The 15,265-nt window shown below is 72.9% G+C and carries 10 protein-coding genes; 3 read left to right on the top strand and 7 right to left on the bottom strand.

Annotated elements, in window-relative coordinates:
- Positions 1-42: 42 nt before the first annotated feature.
- The 7 genes from PSESU_RS15315 to PSESU_RS15285 all read right to left on the bottom strand — a co-directional run bounded on the left by PSESU_RS15315 (position 43) and on the right by PSESU_RS15285 (position 6,186).
- Positions 43-1,092, bottom strand: coding sequence for an MlaA family lipoprotein (locus tag PSESU_RS15315; protein ID WP_013536706.1), 1,050 nt, complete (start codon positions 1,090-1,092; stop codon positions 43-45).
- Complete coding sequence (locus PSESU_RS15310; protein WP_013536705.1) at positions 1,089-1,400, bottom strand: STAS domain-containing protein; 312 nt, start codon at positions 1,398-1,400, stop codon at positions 1,089-1,091. Before PSESU_RS15310 ends, PSESU_RS15315 begins: the two co-directional genes overlap by 4 nt.
- A complete protein-coding gene (locus tag PSESU_RS15305; RefSeq protein WP_013536704.1) occupies positions 1,387-2,028 on the bottom strand; it encodes an MlaC/ttg2D family ABC transporter substrate-binding protein in 642 nt (213 codons plus the stop codon). Before PSESU_RS15305 ends, PSESU_RS15310 begins: the two co-directional genes overlap by 14 nt.
- Before the next feature lie 5 nt (positions 2,029-2,033).
- Positions 2,034-2,567 carry an outer membrane lipid asymmetry maintenance protein MlaD gene (mlaD, locus tag PSESU_RS15300; RefSeq protein WP_013536703.1) on the bottom strand — a complete coding sequence of 178 codons (534 nt, stop codon included), beginning with the start codon at positions 2,565-2,567 and terminating at the stop codon, positions 2,034-2,036.
- An 88-nt stretch (positions 2,568-2,655) separates the two neighbouring features.
- Positions 2,656-3,405, bottom strand: coding sequence for an MlaE family lipid ABC transporter permease subunit (locus tag PSESU_RS15295; protein WP_013536702.1), 750 nt, complete (start codon positions 3,403-3,405; stop codon positions 2,656-2,658).
- Complete coding sequence (locus PSESU_RS15290) at positions 3,405-4,205, bottom strand: ABC transporter ATP-binding protein (RefSeq protein ID WP_013536701.1); 801 nt, start codon at positions 4,203-4,205, stop codon at positions 3,405-3,407. Before PSESU_RS15290 ends, PSESU_RS15295 begins: the two co-directional genes overlap by 1 nt.
- A 157-nt stretch (positions 4,206-4,362) precedes the next feature.
- Entirely contained in the window at positions 4,363-6,186 is a 1,824-nt protein-coding gene (locus PSESU_RS15285; protein ID WP_013536700.1) for a Na/Pi cotransporter family protein, read from the bottom strand.
- 99 nt (positions 6,187-6,285) lie between these two features.
- Here PSESU_RS15285 and recC point away from each other — a divergent pair, with 99 nt between their 5' ends.
- Genes recC through recD form a run of 3 tightly spaced genes read left to right on the top strand, consistent with a single transcriptional unit; the run spans position 6,286 to position 15,193 of the window.
- The gene (recC, locus tag PSESU_RS15280) at positions 6,286-9,708 is read left to right on the top strand and encodes an exodeoxyribonuclease V subunit gamma (protein ID WP_013536699.1); all 3,423 of its coding nucleotides are present in this window, start codon (positions 6,286-6,288) and stop codon (positions 9,706-9,708) included.
- Positions 9,705-13,322, top strand: a complete 3,618-nt coding sequence (locus PSESU_RS15275; RefSeq protein ID WP_013536698.1) for a UvrD-helicase domain-containing protein — start codon at positions 9,705-9,707, stop codon at positions 13,320-13,322. The genes recC and PSESU_RS15275 overlap by 4 nt, the downstream gene beginning before the upstream one ends.
- Positions 13,319-15,193, top strand: coding sequence for an exodeoxyribonuclease V subunit alpha (gene recD / locus PSESU_RS15270; protein WP_013536697.1), 1,875 nt, complete (start codon positions 13,319-13,321; stop codon positions 15,191-15,193). The genes PSESU_RS15275 and recD overlap by 4 nt, the downstream gene beginning before the upstream one ends.
- Positions 15,194-15,265: the final 72 nt, after the last annotated feature.

Below are 15,265 nucleotides of genomic sequence, written 5' to 3'. Positions count from 1 at the left end.
CGGTTTCCCGGGCCCTTCGTGCATCCGCGTTTCCCGGTTGGCTCAGGTGCCGGGGATCGGCATGGCGTCGACCGGCAGGGTGGGATCGCGCTCGTCGCGCAGGTAGTCCGGCAGGTCGTCCTCGCCCTCGCCCTTGCGACCGCCGCGGCGGTCGGCCTCGATCTGGTACTGGCGGCGTTGCATCCACGCGTCGCGGATCATCGCGTACTCGTCCACCGCGTTCTCGCGCATGCTCTCGATCGGCAGCAGCGCGGCGCGGCGGTCCACCAGCTGCGCGCCCTGCAGCACGATGCGGTAGCGGTCGCGCTCGACCTGGCGGGTCGGCGACAGCGGCATGTCGCCGGCCATGCCGAACACGTCGCGCACCGTGCGCGGGCCGAAGAACGGCAGCTCCAGGTAGCGCGAGTTGCGCCAGCCCCAGATGCCCAGGGTCTGGCCGAAGTCCTCGCTGCGGCGCTTCATCTTCAGGTCGGTGGCCGGATCGAAGATGCCGCCGATGCCCAGGGTGGTGTTGACCACGAACCGGCCCAGGGTCTGCACCGCATCGCGCGGGCGGCCCTGCAGCATCTGGTTGAGGAAGATCACCGGCGAGGCGATGTTGTCGAAGAAGTTGCCCACGCCCAGGCGCACCGGCTCCGGCACGACCGCGACGTAGAGGCGCGCGACCGGACGGGCGATGGCGGCATCGACCACGTTGTTGAACGCGTGGATGCGCCGGTTCATCGGCTCCCAAGGGTCGTAGACCGGACGCGCAGTGGGATCGGCGTCGGTGGCGGTGCCGTACAGCGCGGCGTAGTCGTCCTCGGCCTCGGTCGGGGACAGGCCGTCGTCGGCGGATCCGCCCGTGGCATCGGCGCTGGCAACGTCGGCGTCGACGGCGTCCTGCACTGGCGCTTCCCCTGCGGGCGGCGCCGGCAGCTCCTGGCCATCGACCACGACCACGGACGGCGCGGCGTCGGCCTCGGCCTGGACCGGCGTGCCGGCCACGGTTTCGACGGGGGCGGGGCCACTGCCGGCGGCCTTCGGTGCACTGGCGCAACCGGCCAGCAGCAACAGCGGGAGCAGCAGGGCGCCGGTGGAGGCGAGCTTCATGGGGGGGCTCCGGCGTAGTTCAGTTGCGGGTCCAGCCGGTAGGCGGCACGCAGTTCGGCCAGGCCGGGGGCATCGCCGCCGACCTGCACCGGGCCGCTGGCGCGCATGCGCGCGGCGGTCTCGGCCAGCAGGGCCAGGCCGGCGCTGTCCAGGGACTGGATCGCGCCCAGCTCCAGCGTGCGGGCGCCATCGACCAGCGGCTGCAGGCGCGGCCACAGCGCGACCACGGCCGCGCGGTCCAGGCGGCCTTCCAGGTGCAGCACCTCGCCTTCGCGGCGGGCGCTGGCGCTTTCCTCAGCGCGCGCCATCGGCGGCCGGGCGCAGGGCGCCGCTGCGCAGTTCGGCGGCGACCTGCGCGATCGACTTCTGCCGCAGCGGGGCGTCGAACTGGGTGCGGAAGGTCTGCACGTAGGACACGCCCTCGACCATCACGTCGAAGATCTTCCAGCCGCCGTTGTTGCGCACCAGGTAGTCGACCGGGATCGGGTCGCCGCCGTCGCGCAGGATCTCGGTGGACACGCGCACGCCGCGGTTGTTCGGCAGCGGGGTCTCCGACTTCAGGCGGATGCGCGGACGGCCGTCGAACGCCAGCAGGGCGTCGCCGTAGCGCTGCATCAGGTTGTCGGTCATGGCGTCGGCGAACAGCGCCACGTCGGCATCGCTGGCGCCGCGGCCGTGCGGGCCCAGCACCAGGCGCGCCGCGTACTCGCGGTCGAAGCCGCTGCGCAGCTCGGATTCGATGAAGCCGCGCAGGGCCTTGCGGTCCTTCTGGAACTCGGCGCGACGCTGCTGCAGGGTCGACAGCACGCGGGTGCCGGTGTCGACGACCTGGCGGCCCGGGGTCTGCGCGGCCTGCTGGGCCTGCGCCTGGGCCTGGACCGGGGCGGCCGCCAGCAGCGGCAGGGCCAGTGCGAGGGAAAGGATCAGGGGTTTCATGGCATTCATTCCGTGGGGGACGGGTCTTCTTCGGTGGACGGCGAGGACAGCACCTTGGACGGGTCGATCCCGCCTTCGCCGCCGGCACCGCCGAACATGTACTTGCCGACCAGCTGGATCAGGTCGATCGCAGGCTGGGTGAACACGATCTCGTCGCCGGGCTTCAGCGGCTCGGGGTCGCCGCCCGGCTGCAGGCCGATGAAGCTCTCGCCGAGCAGGCCGCTGGTCAGGATCGACGCCGAGGTGTCGCCCGGCAGGTCCTGGTAGCGCTCGTCGATGGCCAGGGTGACGATCGAATCGAACCGCACCGGGTCCAGTTCGACCTTCTTCACCCGGCCCACCACCACGCCGCCGATCTTGACCGGCGCCTGCAGGCGCAGCTGGCCGAGGTTGGCGAAGCGCGCGGTCAGCTCGTAGCTGCCGCCGCCGAGGCCGAACTGGCGGTTGGTCGAGGCGAAGGCCAGCACCAGAAGGGAGGCCAGCGCCAGGATGAGGAAGGCGCCGACCGCAAATTCAAGCCTGGGACCGCGGATTGCCATGGGAAGCTACCTGTGGAAACGGATCGGAACAGGGCACCTTCCGGCGCCCGGGGTTTGTTGCGGTGCCGGCGGCTGCCGGCAGGTGTACTTACTGGAACAGCAGGGCCGACATCACGAAGTTCAGCATCAGCACCAGCAGCGAGGCGTTGACCACCGCGCGGGTGGTGGCCACCGAGGTGCCCTCGATGGTCGGCTCGGCGTGGAAGCCCACGTAGGCGGCGACCAGCGCGCTGACGCCACCGAACACAGCGGACTTCAGCAGGGCCACGCCGAAGTCGTCCCAGAAGTCGACGCTGCCCTGCAGCGCCGCCCAGAACGTGCCGTTGTCCAGGCCCAGCACCTTCACCGCCTCGAACCAGCTGGCCGAGATCGCCAGCGAGCAGAAGAAACCGGTCAGCAGCGGCACGCACAGCACCGCCGCCCAGAACCGCGGCGCCACCGCCTTGGCCACCGGGTCGATGGCCATCAGCTCCAGCGCCTTGATCTGGTCGGTCGCGCGCATCAGGCCCAGCTCGGCGGCGATCGAGCTGCCGGCGCGGCCGATGAACAGCAGCGCGGTCAGCACCGGGCCCAGCTCGCGGTACAGCGACAGGCCCAGCAGGGTCGACAGCGCGTCGGCGGCACCGAAGGTGGTCAGCGTGCGGTAGCCCTGCAGGGTCAGCACCAGGCCCACGAACGCGCCGCCCACGGCGATGATCGGCAGCGAGCGGCCGCCGATCTTGTAGGTCTCGCGCGCCAGCTCGGCGAGGAAGTCGCGGCTGGGCAGCGAGGCGCGCAGCACCGACAGCGAGAACAGGCCGGCGCGGCCCAGCGAACGCACGGCACCCACGGCGGCCATCAGGCGGCCTCCGCGCGCGCGGCGCCGTCGCGGGCGCTCTCGAACGGGATCGGGCCGTCCGGCTGGCCGTCCAGGAACTGGCGGATCAGCGGATCGGTCGAGGCCTGCAGCCGGGCCGGGGTGCCGTCGAACACGATGCCGTGGTTGGCGATCACCACCACCTGGTCGGCGATCGGCAGGGTCTCGTGCACGTGGTGGCTGACGATGATGCTGGTCAGGCCCAGGCTGCGCGAGAGGCGCTGGATCAGGCTCATGATCACGCCGGAGGCAATCGGGTCCAGGCCGGTCAACGGTTCGTCGTAGAGCATCAGCGGCGGATCCAGCGCCAGCGCGCGGGCCAGCGCCACGCGCCGGGCCATGCCGCCGGACAGCTCGCGCGGATACAGGTCCGCGGCGCCACGCAGGCCGACCGCGTTGAGCTTCATCTCCACCAGCCGGCGCAGCAGCGGCTCGGGCAGGCGGGTATGGGTGCGCAGCGGCAGGGCCACGTTCTCGGCCACGCTCAGGTCGGTCAGCAGGCCGTTGCCCTGCAGCAGCACGCCGATCCCCTTGCGCATCTCCAGCAGCTCGCGCGAACCGCGCGGCACCGGGCGGTCGAACACGCGCAGCGTGCCCGCGGCCGGCACCAGCTCGCCGGTGAGCGCCGCCAGCAGGGTCGACTTGCCGGTGCCCGAAGGGCCCAGCACGGCGGTGATGCTGCCGGCGGGAACCGTCAGGTCGAGGTCGCGCAGGATGGTGCGGCCGCCACGATCGAGGCGGACGCCCTGCAGGGCCAAGGCATTAGCAGCGGGGACGGGCATGCGCGAGCGCGTTTCCTTCGCAGGAGGGGGGCATGGGCCGACGCATCATGCGTGGCGAAGACTGAATCTTAACCTATCCATTGAACCGGCCAGTACAGGAATTGTCCCGGTAATGGGCTACTCAATGCCATCGTCCGCGGCACCTTGGCTGTCGGCTTCAGGTGGTGGCCGAGAGCTGGCGCAGCTGCTGCAGCGAGACCGGCTCGCCCCTGCGGTCGAACAGCTGGCGCAGGTGGCGGTACAGCTCGCCGGCGTAACCGAGGTCGTTGAGCAGCGATCCGGCCTCCAGGCCGTCGTACACGCCATCGCGCACGTGCCGGAACAGCATCGTGCGGAAGCGGGCATGGAACGCCTCCGCATCCGCGTCCAGCCGTTCCAGCAGGCCGGCCCGCGCCTGCGGGCCGGCGTCCGGATGCAACCGGTGCAGTGCGCGCAGCTGGGCCAGCAGGTGCGCGCGCAGCTCCAGGTAGGCGGTGCGCACCGGCGTGTCCGGACCAGCCAGGCGACGCTGCAGGTTCTTCTGCAGGTGCTTGGCGCTCTTGACCGCGTTGACCATCTCCATCGCCGCCAGCTGGCTGGCGGACCAGAAGCGCTGGTGCTCCTCGTCCAGCGGCAGCTCCAGCCGGCTCATGAAGGCCAGCAGGTCGCCGTACACGCCCTTGATCCGCTGCTGGTACAGCAGCTCGGCATCCATGGCCTGGCCGGGCGGGCAGGCGCCGTCGAGCAGCGCCGGATCGGGCCCGGCCGCCTCCAGCACGCCCGGCGGCAGGCACAGGGCCTGGCAGATCACTTCCATCGACAGCTCGCCGAGATGGCGCAGCTCCAGCGCCACCGCCGCCGCGGCCGCGTCGGCCGATTCCAGTGCCGGCCCACTGAGGTGGCGTGCATGCACGCGCCGGATCGACGCCTCGCCGGCGGGCGTTGCGGGCAGGTCCGGATCGGCACGGTCCGGCAGCCAGCGCCGCAGCGCCGCCTCCAGCTGCCGCTGCCAGGGCCAGAACAGGGCCACCCCGCCGGCATTGAACAGGGTGTGGAACAGGGCCAGCTGCAGCAGGTCGTTGCCGCCGAAACCGGCCAGCCCCGCCGTCGTCTTCACCAGCCAGGTCAGCGGCAGCAGCAGGACCAGGGTCGCCGCCGCGGTGACGATGTTGAACAGCGCATGCGCCAGGGCCAGGCGCTGGCCGCTGCGGTTGCCACCAAGCATGCCGACGAAGGCGGTGCTGACGCTGCTGCCCACGTTCGCGCCGACCGCGATCGCCAGCCCCTGCTCCAGCTGCAGCTGGCCGCCGGCCAGCGCGGCCAGGGTCAGCATCAGGGTGGCGTGGCTGGACTGCAGCACCACGGTCAGCACCAGGCCGGCCACCACGAACAGCGAGGTACCGGCGGCCCCGCCGGCCTGCACCCAGGCCAGGTCCAGGCCGCCGCCGAGCTGGGCGAAGCCGTCCTTGAGCTGGTCGATGCCCAGGAAGATGAAGGCCACGCCCAGTACCACCCGCCCGGCGGCCTTGCCGCGCGCGCCGGTAAACCCGGCCAGCACGCCGAACACCAGCAGCGGCAGGGCAAGCGGGGAGAGGCTGAAGTCCTGCCCGGCCAGGGCCAGCAGCCAGATGCCGCTGGTCGCGCCGAGGTTGGCGCCGAGGATTACCGAGATGCCGCCGGCCAGCTGTATCAGGCCCGAGCCGATGAAGGCGATGGTCAGCAGCGAAACCAGGGTGGTCGACTGCAGCAGGGCGGTGCCGGCCATGCCGAACAGCAGGCCGCGCCCGGGGGTGCCGGTGCTGCGCGCCAGCAGGCGCTCGAGCCCGCCGCCGGCCAGCTGGCGCAGGCCTTCCTCCAGGCACTGCATGCCGAACAGGAACAGGGCCAGGCCGGCGCACAGCTCCAGCCAGCCGGCGCTGCGCCAGAAACTCCAGCCCAGGACGACGGCCACGGCCAGGGCGATCCCCGGTCCCAGCAGCGGCGGCAGCCGCGTCGTGCGCATCCCTTCCCCTCTCCCGTGGCCAGCGGCGGCAGCCGGCGATTCTAGCCGGCGCACCCGCACGTCTCGCCTGTTGCGACGGCGCTGCGGCAAGATGGCCTGATGCCCGAGCCCCGCACCGACGCCAGCCCCGACTTCCGGCTGTACCACTCCAACTCGCTGGAAATCCTGGCCGGCATCCTGGCCCAGGTGCTGCGCCAGCCCGCGCCCGGCCAGTCGCTGCTGGCGCCGGAGGTGGTGCTGATCCCGCAGGTGGCGATGCGCCGCTGGCTGCAGGCCACCCTTGCCGCCGAGCACGGGGTGGCGGCCAACATCGAGTTCCTGACCCCCGGCGAGTTCGTCGGCCGGGCGCTGGCGGCCAACCTGCCGGCGCCACGCGACGAACAGGGCCGCAAGCTCGACGAGCTCGACGTCGAGACCCTGCACTGGCACCTGTACGCGGCCCTGACCGACCGCGCCCTGCTGGCGCAGCCGGCGATGCAGCGGATCGCCGCGCATGTCGGCGGCGACGATCCGCTGCGCGCCTGGTCGTTGGCCGGCGAGCTGGCCAACGTGTTCAACAAGTACCAGGCCTGGCGCCGCGACTGGCTGCTGCGCTGGGAGGATGGCGCCGGGCCGGACGACCCGCAGGCCATCCTCTGGCGCCGCGTCGCCCGCGGGCGCCCCCACCGCGCGCGCCGGATCCAGCAGTACCTGGAGCGCTTCGACCGCATCGACGGCGAGCTGCCGCGCGGCCTGCCAACGCGGCTGTCGGCCTTCGCCACCCTCAATGTCTCGCCGGACGTGCTGCGGGTGATCGCCACCCAGGCCCGGGTCGGCAGCCTGCACCTGTTCGTGCCCTCGCCGGTGGCCGACTACTGGGGCGACCTGCAGCGCCTGCGCCGCGGCGAAACCGCGCAGGAAGCGGGCGAGAACCTGCTGCTGCAGCGCTGGGGCGCGGCCGGTGCCGACTTCATGCACCTGGTCGGCAGCTACGAGCTGGTCCACGCCTCGGCCGAGTTCAACGTCCACGCCGATCCGGCCGAGGGCGGCGGCGCCCTGCAGGGCAGCCTGCTGCGCCGGCTGCAGGCCGACGTCTACCACCGCCGCGCCAGCCCGGGCGCCCCGCTGCGCGCGACGGTCGCGCTGGACGATCCCAGCCTGCAGCTGCACGCCTGCCACACCCGCCTGCGCGAGCTGCAGGTGCTGGCCGACCAGCTGCGCGCGCTGTTCGACGACCCGCGCTTCGATCCCCCGCTGCAGCCGCGCGAGGTCGCGGTGCTGGCGCCGGACATCGATCCCTACCTGCCCTACCTGGAACCGGTGTTCGGCCGCCGCGGCGATCCGGACGCCATTCCCTACGCCCTGGCCGACACCAGCCCGCTGGCCAACGAGCCGCTGGCCGGCGTGTTCCTGCGCCTGCTGGCGCTGCCGGTGTCGCGCTTCGGCCTGCACGAGGTGCTGGACCTGCTGGCGAGCCCCGCGGTGGCCGAGGCCAACGAACTCGATGCGCCCGCGCTGGAGCGCCTGCGCAGCTGGCTGTCGGCCGCCGGCGCGCGCTGGGGCATCGACGCCGCCCACCGCGCGCGCCTGGATGCACCGGAGGACGATGCCTACACCTGGTCCTTCGCCCTGGACCGCCTGCTGCTGGGCCACGCCTCCGGCAGCGACGAGCCGGTGCTGCTCGACGACGGCCAGGTGGTCGCGCCGATGCCGGAGCTGGAAGGCAGCGCAATCGATGCGCTGGATACCCTGGTGCGGCTGCTGCGGGTGCTGGCCCTGCACGAACGCGTGCTCGGCGGCGCGCTGGCCCCGGCGCAGTGGCGCGAGCGCCTGCTGCAGCTGCTGGTCTCGCTGCTGCCGAAGCCGCCGTCCGATCCGAAGACCCAGCGCGCGCTCGACCGCCTGCGCAGCCTGGTCGACGCCTTCGCGCAAACCGCGAAGGATGCCGGCTACGAGGCGCCGGTTCCGTCCGAGGCGGTGCGCGCGCATTTCGCCGCGATGCTGTCCGAGGCCGATACCCGCGCCCCGCTGCTGACCGGTGGCGTCAGCATCGGCCGCATGGTGCCGATGCGCCTGCTGCCGTTCCGGGCGATCTGCGTGCTGGGCATGAACGATGGCGAGTTCCCGCGCCGCGATCCCGCCGCCGGCCTCAACCGCCTCACCGCCGAGCTCGGCACCCCTGACCGCCGCCACGGCGACCGTTCCACCCGCGAGGACGACCGCTTCCTGTTCCTGCAGCTGATGGCCGCCGCCCAGGACGTGTTCTACGTCAGCTGGATCGGCAGGGACCCGCGTGACGGCAGCGAGCGCGAGCCTTCGGTGCTGGTGTCCGAACTGCTGGAGGCGGCCGCCGCGCAGCACGAGCATCCGCCGGGCGACACCTCGCCGGTCACCCGCGCGCTGGTGGTGGAACATCCGCTGCAGCCGTTCTCGCCGGATGCGTTCGGTTCCGATGGCGAGCCGCGCCGCTTCTCCTACCGCCGCGACTGGCGCGAGGCCGCGGCGCAGCCATCGGCCCAGCGCAGTCCGCTGGCGCCGTGGTTCAACGGCCAGGCCCTGCCCGCGCCGCCGCCTGCCGACGAGCCGGTCGGCGCCATTCCGGTACTGCCGCTGGAGGCCCTGCGCCGCTTCCTGCTCAACCCGGCGCGTGAGTTCCTCAACCGGGTGCGGGTGCGCCTGCCGGAAGTGGAAAGCCACGGCGAGGACCTGGAGCCGCTGGCCGCGCCGGCCGAACCTCTGGAACGCACGCTGCTGCAGCGGGCGGTGTTCGAGTCCCTGCTGCGCGGCGATGACGCCCCCACCACCCATGCCCTGCTGCGTGCGCGTGGCCTGCTGCCCTCCGGTGCATCCGGACGCAGCGTGCTCGAGCGCCAGGCGCGGAGCCTGCTGCCCTGGCGCGAGGCGTTCGCGTCGTGGCGTGGAACGGACGAACCGCAGTCGCGGGTGTTCGAGGCCACGATCGACGGCACCGGCCTGCGCGGCCAGGTCGACAACATCTATCCGCAGGGCATCGCCCGGGTGCGTTTCGGCCAGCCCAACGGCCCGGCCTGGATCCGCCAGGGCCTGGACTGGCTGCTGGCCGCCGCTGCCGGGGAACCGCTGCCGCTGGTGCTGTTCCACGAGGGCGAGCCCGGAACCGGCCATGGTCCCTTCGTGGTCGCGCCACCTACACAGGACCAGGCGAAGGCGGCCCTTGCCGCCCTGCTGCAGCTGCGCGAACAGGGGCTGGCGGCGCCACTGCCATTCATGCCGTACAGCGGCTGGGAGATCCACCAGGGCATGGACGACTACGAACGCAGCGTGCCCAAAGCGCGCGGGCGCTGGCATGGCAACGGCCAGTTCTTCGCCGAGGGCGAGGATGCATCGGTGCGGCTGGCGCTGCGCGGCTGCGATCCGTTCGCGGAGCCGGCGATGCTGCGCCGCTTCGTCGAGGCTTCGCATTCGATCTATGCAGCGGTGACCGGGGCCGCTCTTTCCTCTCCGGTCGATCCGTTGATGCTCAAGGGCCTGGCCAGCCGCCATGACGCGGAGGACGCGGCATGAGCGCGAACGGCGATTTCCTGACCATGCCGCTGGGCGGGGTGCGCTCGATCGAAGCCTCCGCTGGTACCGGCAAGACCTTCACCCTGGCCACGCTGGTCGTGCGCCTGGTGCTGGAGCGCGCGCTGCCGGTGGAGCGCATCCTCGCGGTGACCTTCACCGAGGCCGCCACCCAGGAACTGCGTTCCCGCGTGCGCAAGCGCCTGGTGCTGGCTGCCGAGGTGGCTGCCGGCACCGTCCCCGCCGACGGCCCGGGCGAGGCGCAGCTCACCGCGCAGCTGCTGCAGGCGCACCTCGATGCCAGCGGGGAAGAGATCACCCAGGTGGCGCGCCGCCTGCGCCTGGCCGCCGACAGCATCGACCAGGCCGCGGTGTTCACCATCCACGGTTTCTGCGCGCGGGTGTTGCGCGAGCACGCGCTGGAAAGCGGCCAGGGCTTCGATCCGCCGGAGCTGCTGGCAAACGACATCGGCCTGCGCGAGGCGGTGGCTGCCGACCTGTGGCGCGCGCATGCGATCGACGCCGACAGCGTCGCCGACCTCGAGGGCCTCTGGGGCAATCCGCAGGCGCTGGCCGCCGACCTGCCGGCGCTGGTGCGCCAGCCGCGGCTGCGCCCGGAGCCGGGCAAGGCGCTGCCGCCTGATCCGCAGCCAGAGCTGGAGGCCGCCGGCCGCGAACTGCTGCAGGCCGGGCTCGCCCATGCCGACGACCTGCGCGAGGCGCTGTTGTCGGCCGTGGCCGGCAAGGTGCTGCACGGCGGCAGCTACAAGGCGGCGTGGATCGCGGACCTGTTCGCCCAGCTGCGGCGCTGGTGCCAGGCCGGCGAGCCGCACGTGCCGTTCGCCCATCCCAAGCTGGGCCAGCTGTACCGCGCCACCCTGCTCAAGTGCACCAGCAAGGATGGTGCGGGCAAGACCCCGGATTCGCCGCTGTGCGCGGCGGTCGAAGCCTACGCCCAGGCGGTGGAGCAGGTGTCCGCGTACCGCGAGGCGCGCTGCGTGGCGATGCTGCACCAGGTGCGTGCCGACGCGCGCCGGCGCCTGGCCACGCTCAAGCGGCAGCTGCGGGTGCAGACCTACGACGACCTGATCGACGACGTCGCCAATGCCCTGGAAGGCCCGCACGCCGACGAGCTGGCCGGGCGCCTGCGCGAACAGTACGCGATCGCCCTGGTCGACGAGTTCCAGGACACCGACCTGCGCCAGTGGCGCATCTTCGAGCGCGTGTTCGGCGCCGCCAGCGGCGATCCGGCGCTGTTCCTGATCGGCGATCCGAAGCAGGCGATCTACCGCTTCCGCGGCGGCGACGTGGAAACCTACCTGGCCGCGCGCGGGACCGCCAAGGCCGCGCCGCCGCTGGACCGCAACTTCCGCTCGCGGCCCGCGGTGCTGTCGGCGATCGAGGCGATGTACACGCGTGCCGGCGCGACCGCCTTCGTCGACGGGCGCATCGTGTTCCATCCGGTGCAGCCGGGCGGCAAGCGCGCGGACGCCGGATTCCAGCGCGACGGCACCACCGCGCCCGCGCTGACCCTGTGGCAGGCGCCTGCACCGCCGGTGGATTCCAACGGCAAGCGCAAGCCCTGGCCCGCCGGCAAGTCGCGCGACCTGGCCACCGCCGCCTGCGTCGCCGCGATCCACTCGGTGCTGGTCGATGCCCGCGCCGGCCGCGCCAGCATCGATGGCCGCCCGGTGCGCCCCGGCGACATCGCGGTGCTGGTGCGCAAGCACCACGAGGCCACCCGCATCCGCCAGGCATTGGCCAAGGTCGGCATCCCCGCCGTGGCCGCCGGCAACCTGAGCCTGTTCTGCACCGACGAGGCGCATGAACTGCTGGCGCTGCTGCAGGCGCTGCTGCACGGCGACGACGACAGCCGCCTGCGCGCCGCGCTGGCCACGGTGCTGGTCGGCCAGGACGCGCAGCACATCGCCGCGCTCGATGCCGACGGCCCGGCCATGCAGGCCTGGCGCGCCACCGCGCTGGGCTGGCGCGAGCGCCTGGACCAGGGCAAGCCGCTGGTCCTCATCGGCGAACTCTGCGCCCGGCAGGCCACCCGCCTGCTGGCCCTGGTCGATGGCGAGCGCCGCCTCACCAACTACCTGCAGCTGGCCGAACAGCTGCAGGTAGCGTGGCGCCACGCGCTGGGCCCGCACGGCCTGGTCGACTGGCTGGAGCGCGCCATCGCCCAGGCCAGCAGCGACGACGAGACCCAGCTGCTGCGCCTGGAATCGGACGCGCACCGGGTGCAGATCGTGACCCTGCACAAGAGCAAGGGCCTGGAATACCCGCTGGTGTTCCTGCCGTACGTGGGCATCGGCGGCAAGGTCCGCGACCCGGGCCGCTGCATCACCGCGCGCGATCCGCACGACCGGGCGCCGGTGCTGCACTGGAAGCTGCAGGCCGACACCAGCGGCTGGAACCAGGCCGTGGACGAATGGAAGACCGGCGAAGCGGCAGAGGACGCGCGCCTGCTGTACGTGGGCCTGACCCGTGCGCGCGATGCGCTGTGGCTGGCCACCGGCGAGTTCTACAACCACGGCAAGACCGCGTTGTGGCCGATGGTCAGCGACCCGCAGGAGCTGGCAAAGGCCCTGCCAGGCGCCATCGTCCTGGACGCGGGCGAGCCCCCCGTCGACCTGCCCTGGCTGCCGGCCGAGGCCGAAGGCCAGGTGCCGCCGGCGCGCGAGCTCTCGCGCCCGCTGGCTAGCGACTGGTGGGTGTACAGCTTCACCCAGCTGGCCAATGCCGATGGCGCGGGCGATACCTCCAGCGCTGCCACCCAGCCCGCGCCGGGTGGTCGCGACGAGCCGGCTTCGCCCGAGGCCGAAGCGCCGGTGGACGAGGCCTATGATCCGCGTTTCAGCGGCTCGCGCTTCGGCGTGGTGCTGCACGAGGTGCTGGAATTCGCCGACTTCGCCGCCTGGCAGGACTGGCAGCCGGGCGATCCGGCACCTGCCGGCGAGGAACAGCGCATCGGGAAGGCGCTGCGCAATGCCGGTTATGCGGAGACCGACCTCGAGGACGGCATCGCCGTGCTCACCCGCCTGGCCGGCCACACCCTGACCGTGCCGCTGCCCGAGGGCGCGCGCCTGGCGGCGTTGCCGGAAGACCAGCGCCGGGCAGAGATCGAGTTCCAGTTCGCGCTGGCGCCCACGCGCACCGATGCCCTGCTGTCGCTGCTGCACCGCCATGGCCTGCTGCACGGGCGCAGCGGCTTCGGCGGCCGCCGCCGGCTGGAAGGACTGATGACCGGCCTGATCGACCTGACCTACCTGCACGACGGACGCTGGTACGTGCTCGACTACAAGTCCAACCGCCTGCCCGGCTACGGCCCGCAACAGATGGCCGAGGCCATGGAACACAGCGAGTACCAGCTGCAGGCGTTGATCTACACCGTCGCCCTGCACCGCTGGCTGCGCTTCCGCCTGGGCGAGGCCTACGACTACGCGCGCGACTTCGGCGGCGTTCGCTACCTGTTCTGCCGTGGCCTGGATGCCAGCGCCGCCCCGGTGGATGGCGTGCGTCCCGGCGTGCAGGCCTGGCGCTTCGAGCCGCAACTGGTGGAAGCGGTGGATGCACTGTTCGCCGGCCGTGCCAGCGCGGAGGTGGCGGCATGAGCCTGCTGGAGGACCTGCGCCGGGAAGGCGCGCTGCGCACCCTCGACCATGCCCTGGCCCTGAGCCTGCGCCGGCTTGACCCCAGCACGCCCGATGCCGTCGCCGTCGCCGCGGCGCTGGCTTCGCTGGCGGTCTCGGCCGGCCACGCTGGTTTCCGCATCGACCAGCCGCGCGCCCTGGTCGACCTGGCCCTGGAATGGCCCGCGCCGGCGCAGTGGCAGGCTGGGCTGGAAGCCTCGCGCTGGGTCGCCCGTCCCGCCGATCCGGCCGACGAGGCGCAGGGCAGCGCGCCGCTGGTGCTGGAGGACGGCCTGCTCTACCTGCGCCGCTACCGCGAATACGAGCGTCGCCTGGCCGCGGGCCTCCGGCGGCTGGGCAGGGGTGCGGTCGAGCCCGACGGCATCGATGCGCTGGCGCCGCTGTTCGCGCGCCTGTTCCCGCAGGCGGCCGGCGGTGGCGACCACCAGGCGCGTGCCGCCGCGGTCGCCCTGCTCCACCGCCTGCTGCTGGTGACCGGCGGCCCCGGTACCGGCAAGACCACCACGATCGCCAGGCTGCTGGTGCTGCTCGGCGCACGCGCCGCGGCCGCCGGACAACCGGCGCCGCGTATCGCCCTGGCCGCGCCCACCGGCCGCGCCGCCGAGCGCATGGCCGAGAGCCTGCGCCGCGCCGCGCAGCAGCTGTCCGCCGAAGGCATCGAGGACGGGTTGCTGGCACCGCTGGCCACCACCGGCCGCACCCTGCACCGCCTGCTCGGCACCATCCCGGACTCGCCGCGCTTCCGCCACCACGCGGGCAATCCGCTGGCCGTGGACATCGTGGTGGTCGACGAGGCCTCGATGATCGACCTGCCGCTGATGGCCAAGCTGGTCGAGGCCGTGCCCGATGGCGCGCGCCTGGTCCTGCTCGGCGATCCGGACCAGCTGCCCTCGGTCGAGGCCGGCGACGTGCTCAGCGGCATCCTCGCCGCCGCCGGCGACGGCATGCACCTGGCCGCATCCGATGCGCGCACCCTGCAGCCGCTGCTGGGCGAGGTCGAGGCATCGGCGATCGAGGCGGATACCGCCACGCCCTTCCCTGCCCGCCACGTGCACCTGGTGCGCGGCTGGCGCCAGTCCGCGGCGCTGGACCTGGCACCGCTGGCGGCCGCCGTGCGTGTCGGCGACCAGGCCCGTGCGCTGGAACTGCTGCGCGAGGGCAGGCTCGATGGCGTGCACTACCACGACGCCGTCCCCGACCTGCTGCAGGATCCGGCGCGACGCGAGCATTTCCTCGCCCACTGGACCGCGCTGGCCGATGCGCCCTCGCCCGCCGAGGCCCTGGCCCTGGCCGGTCGCCTGCGCATCCTCACCGCGGTGCGCGAGGGCCCGCAGGGCGCGGCCGGACTCAACCGGCGGATCGAGGCCCTGCTGGCCGACCGCCTCGCCCAGCACCAGCCGCGCACGCGCAGCGATGGCTTCTTCCACGGCCGCCTGCTGCTGGTCACCGAGAACCACTACCGCCATCGCCTGTTCAACGGCGACATCGGCATCTGCCTGCGCGACGCGCAGGGCCAGCTGATGGCCTGGTTCCCGGGCGAGATGCCGGACGCGCCGCGCGCGTTCCATCCGGCCGCCCTGCCCGCGCACTCCAGCGCCTTCGCCATGACCGTGCACAAGGCCCAGGGCTCGGAGTTCAACGAGGTGTGGCTGGTGCTGCCCGCCAGGGACAGCCGCGTGCTCTCGCGCGAACTGGTCTACACCGGCCTGACGCGCGCCCGCGATTCCCTGCACCTGTGCGCCGATCCGTCGATCCTGGGCACCGCGCTGTCGCGCCATGTCAGCCGCGTGTCCGGCCTGGCCTGGCGGCTGGGGGCCGGCCGGAGCCGCTAGCAGCCGCTGCTGATCCGGCCTGCACGCATGCCGTGCTGACATGGACGCACCAGACGGGCGGCATCGGAGACG

The organism is Pseudoxanthomonas suwonensis 11-1 (genome assembly GCF_000185965.1).
Taxonomy (GTDB): Bacteria; Pseudomonadota; Gammaproteobacteria; order Xanthomonadales; family Xanthomonadaceae; genus Pseudoxanthomonas; species Pseudoxanthomonas suwonensis_A.
This window is presented reverse-complemented; position numbering and strand designations above follow the sequence as displayed.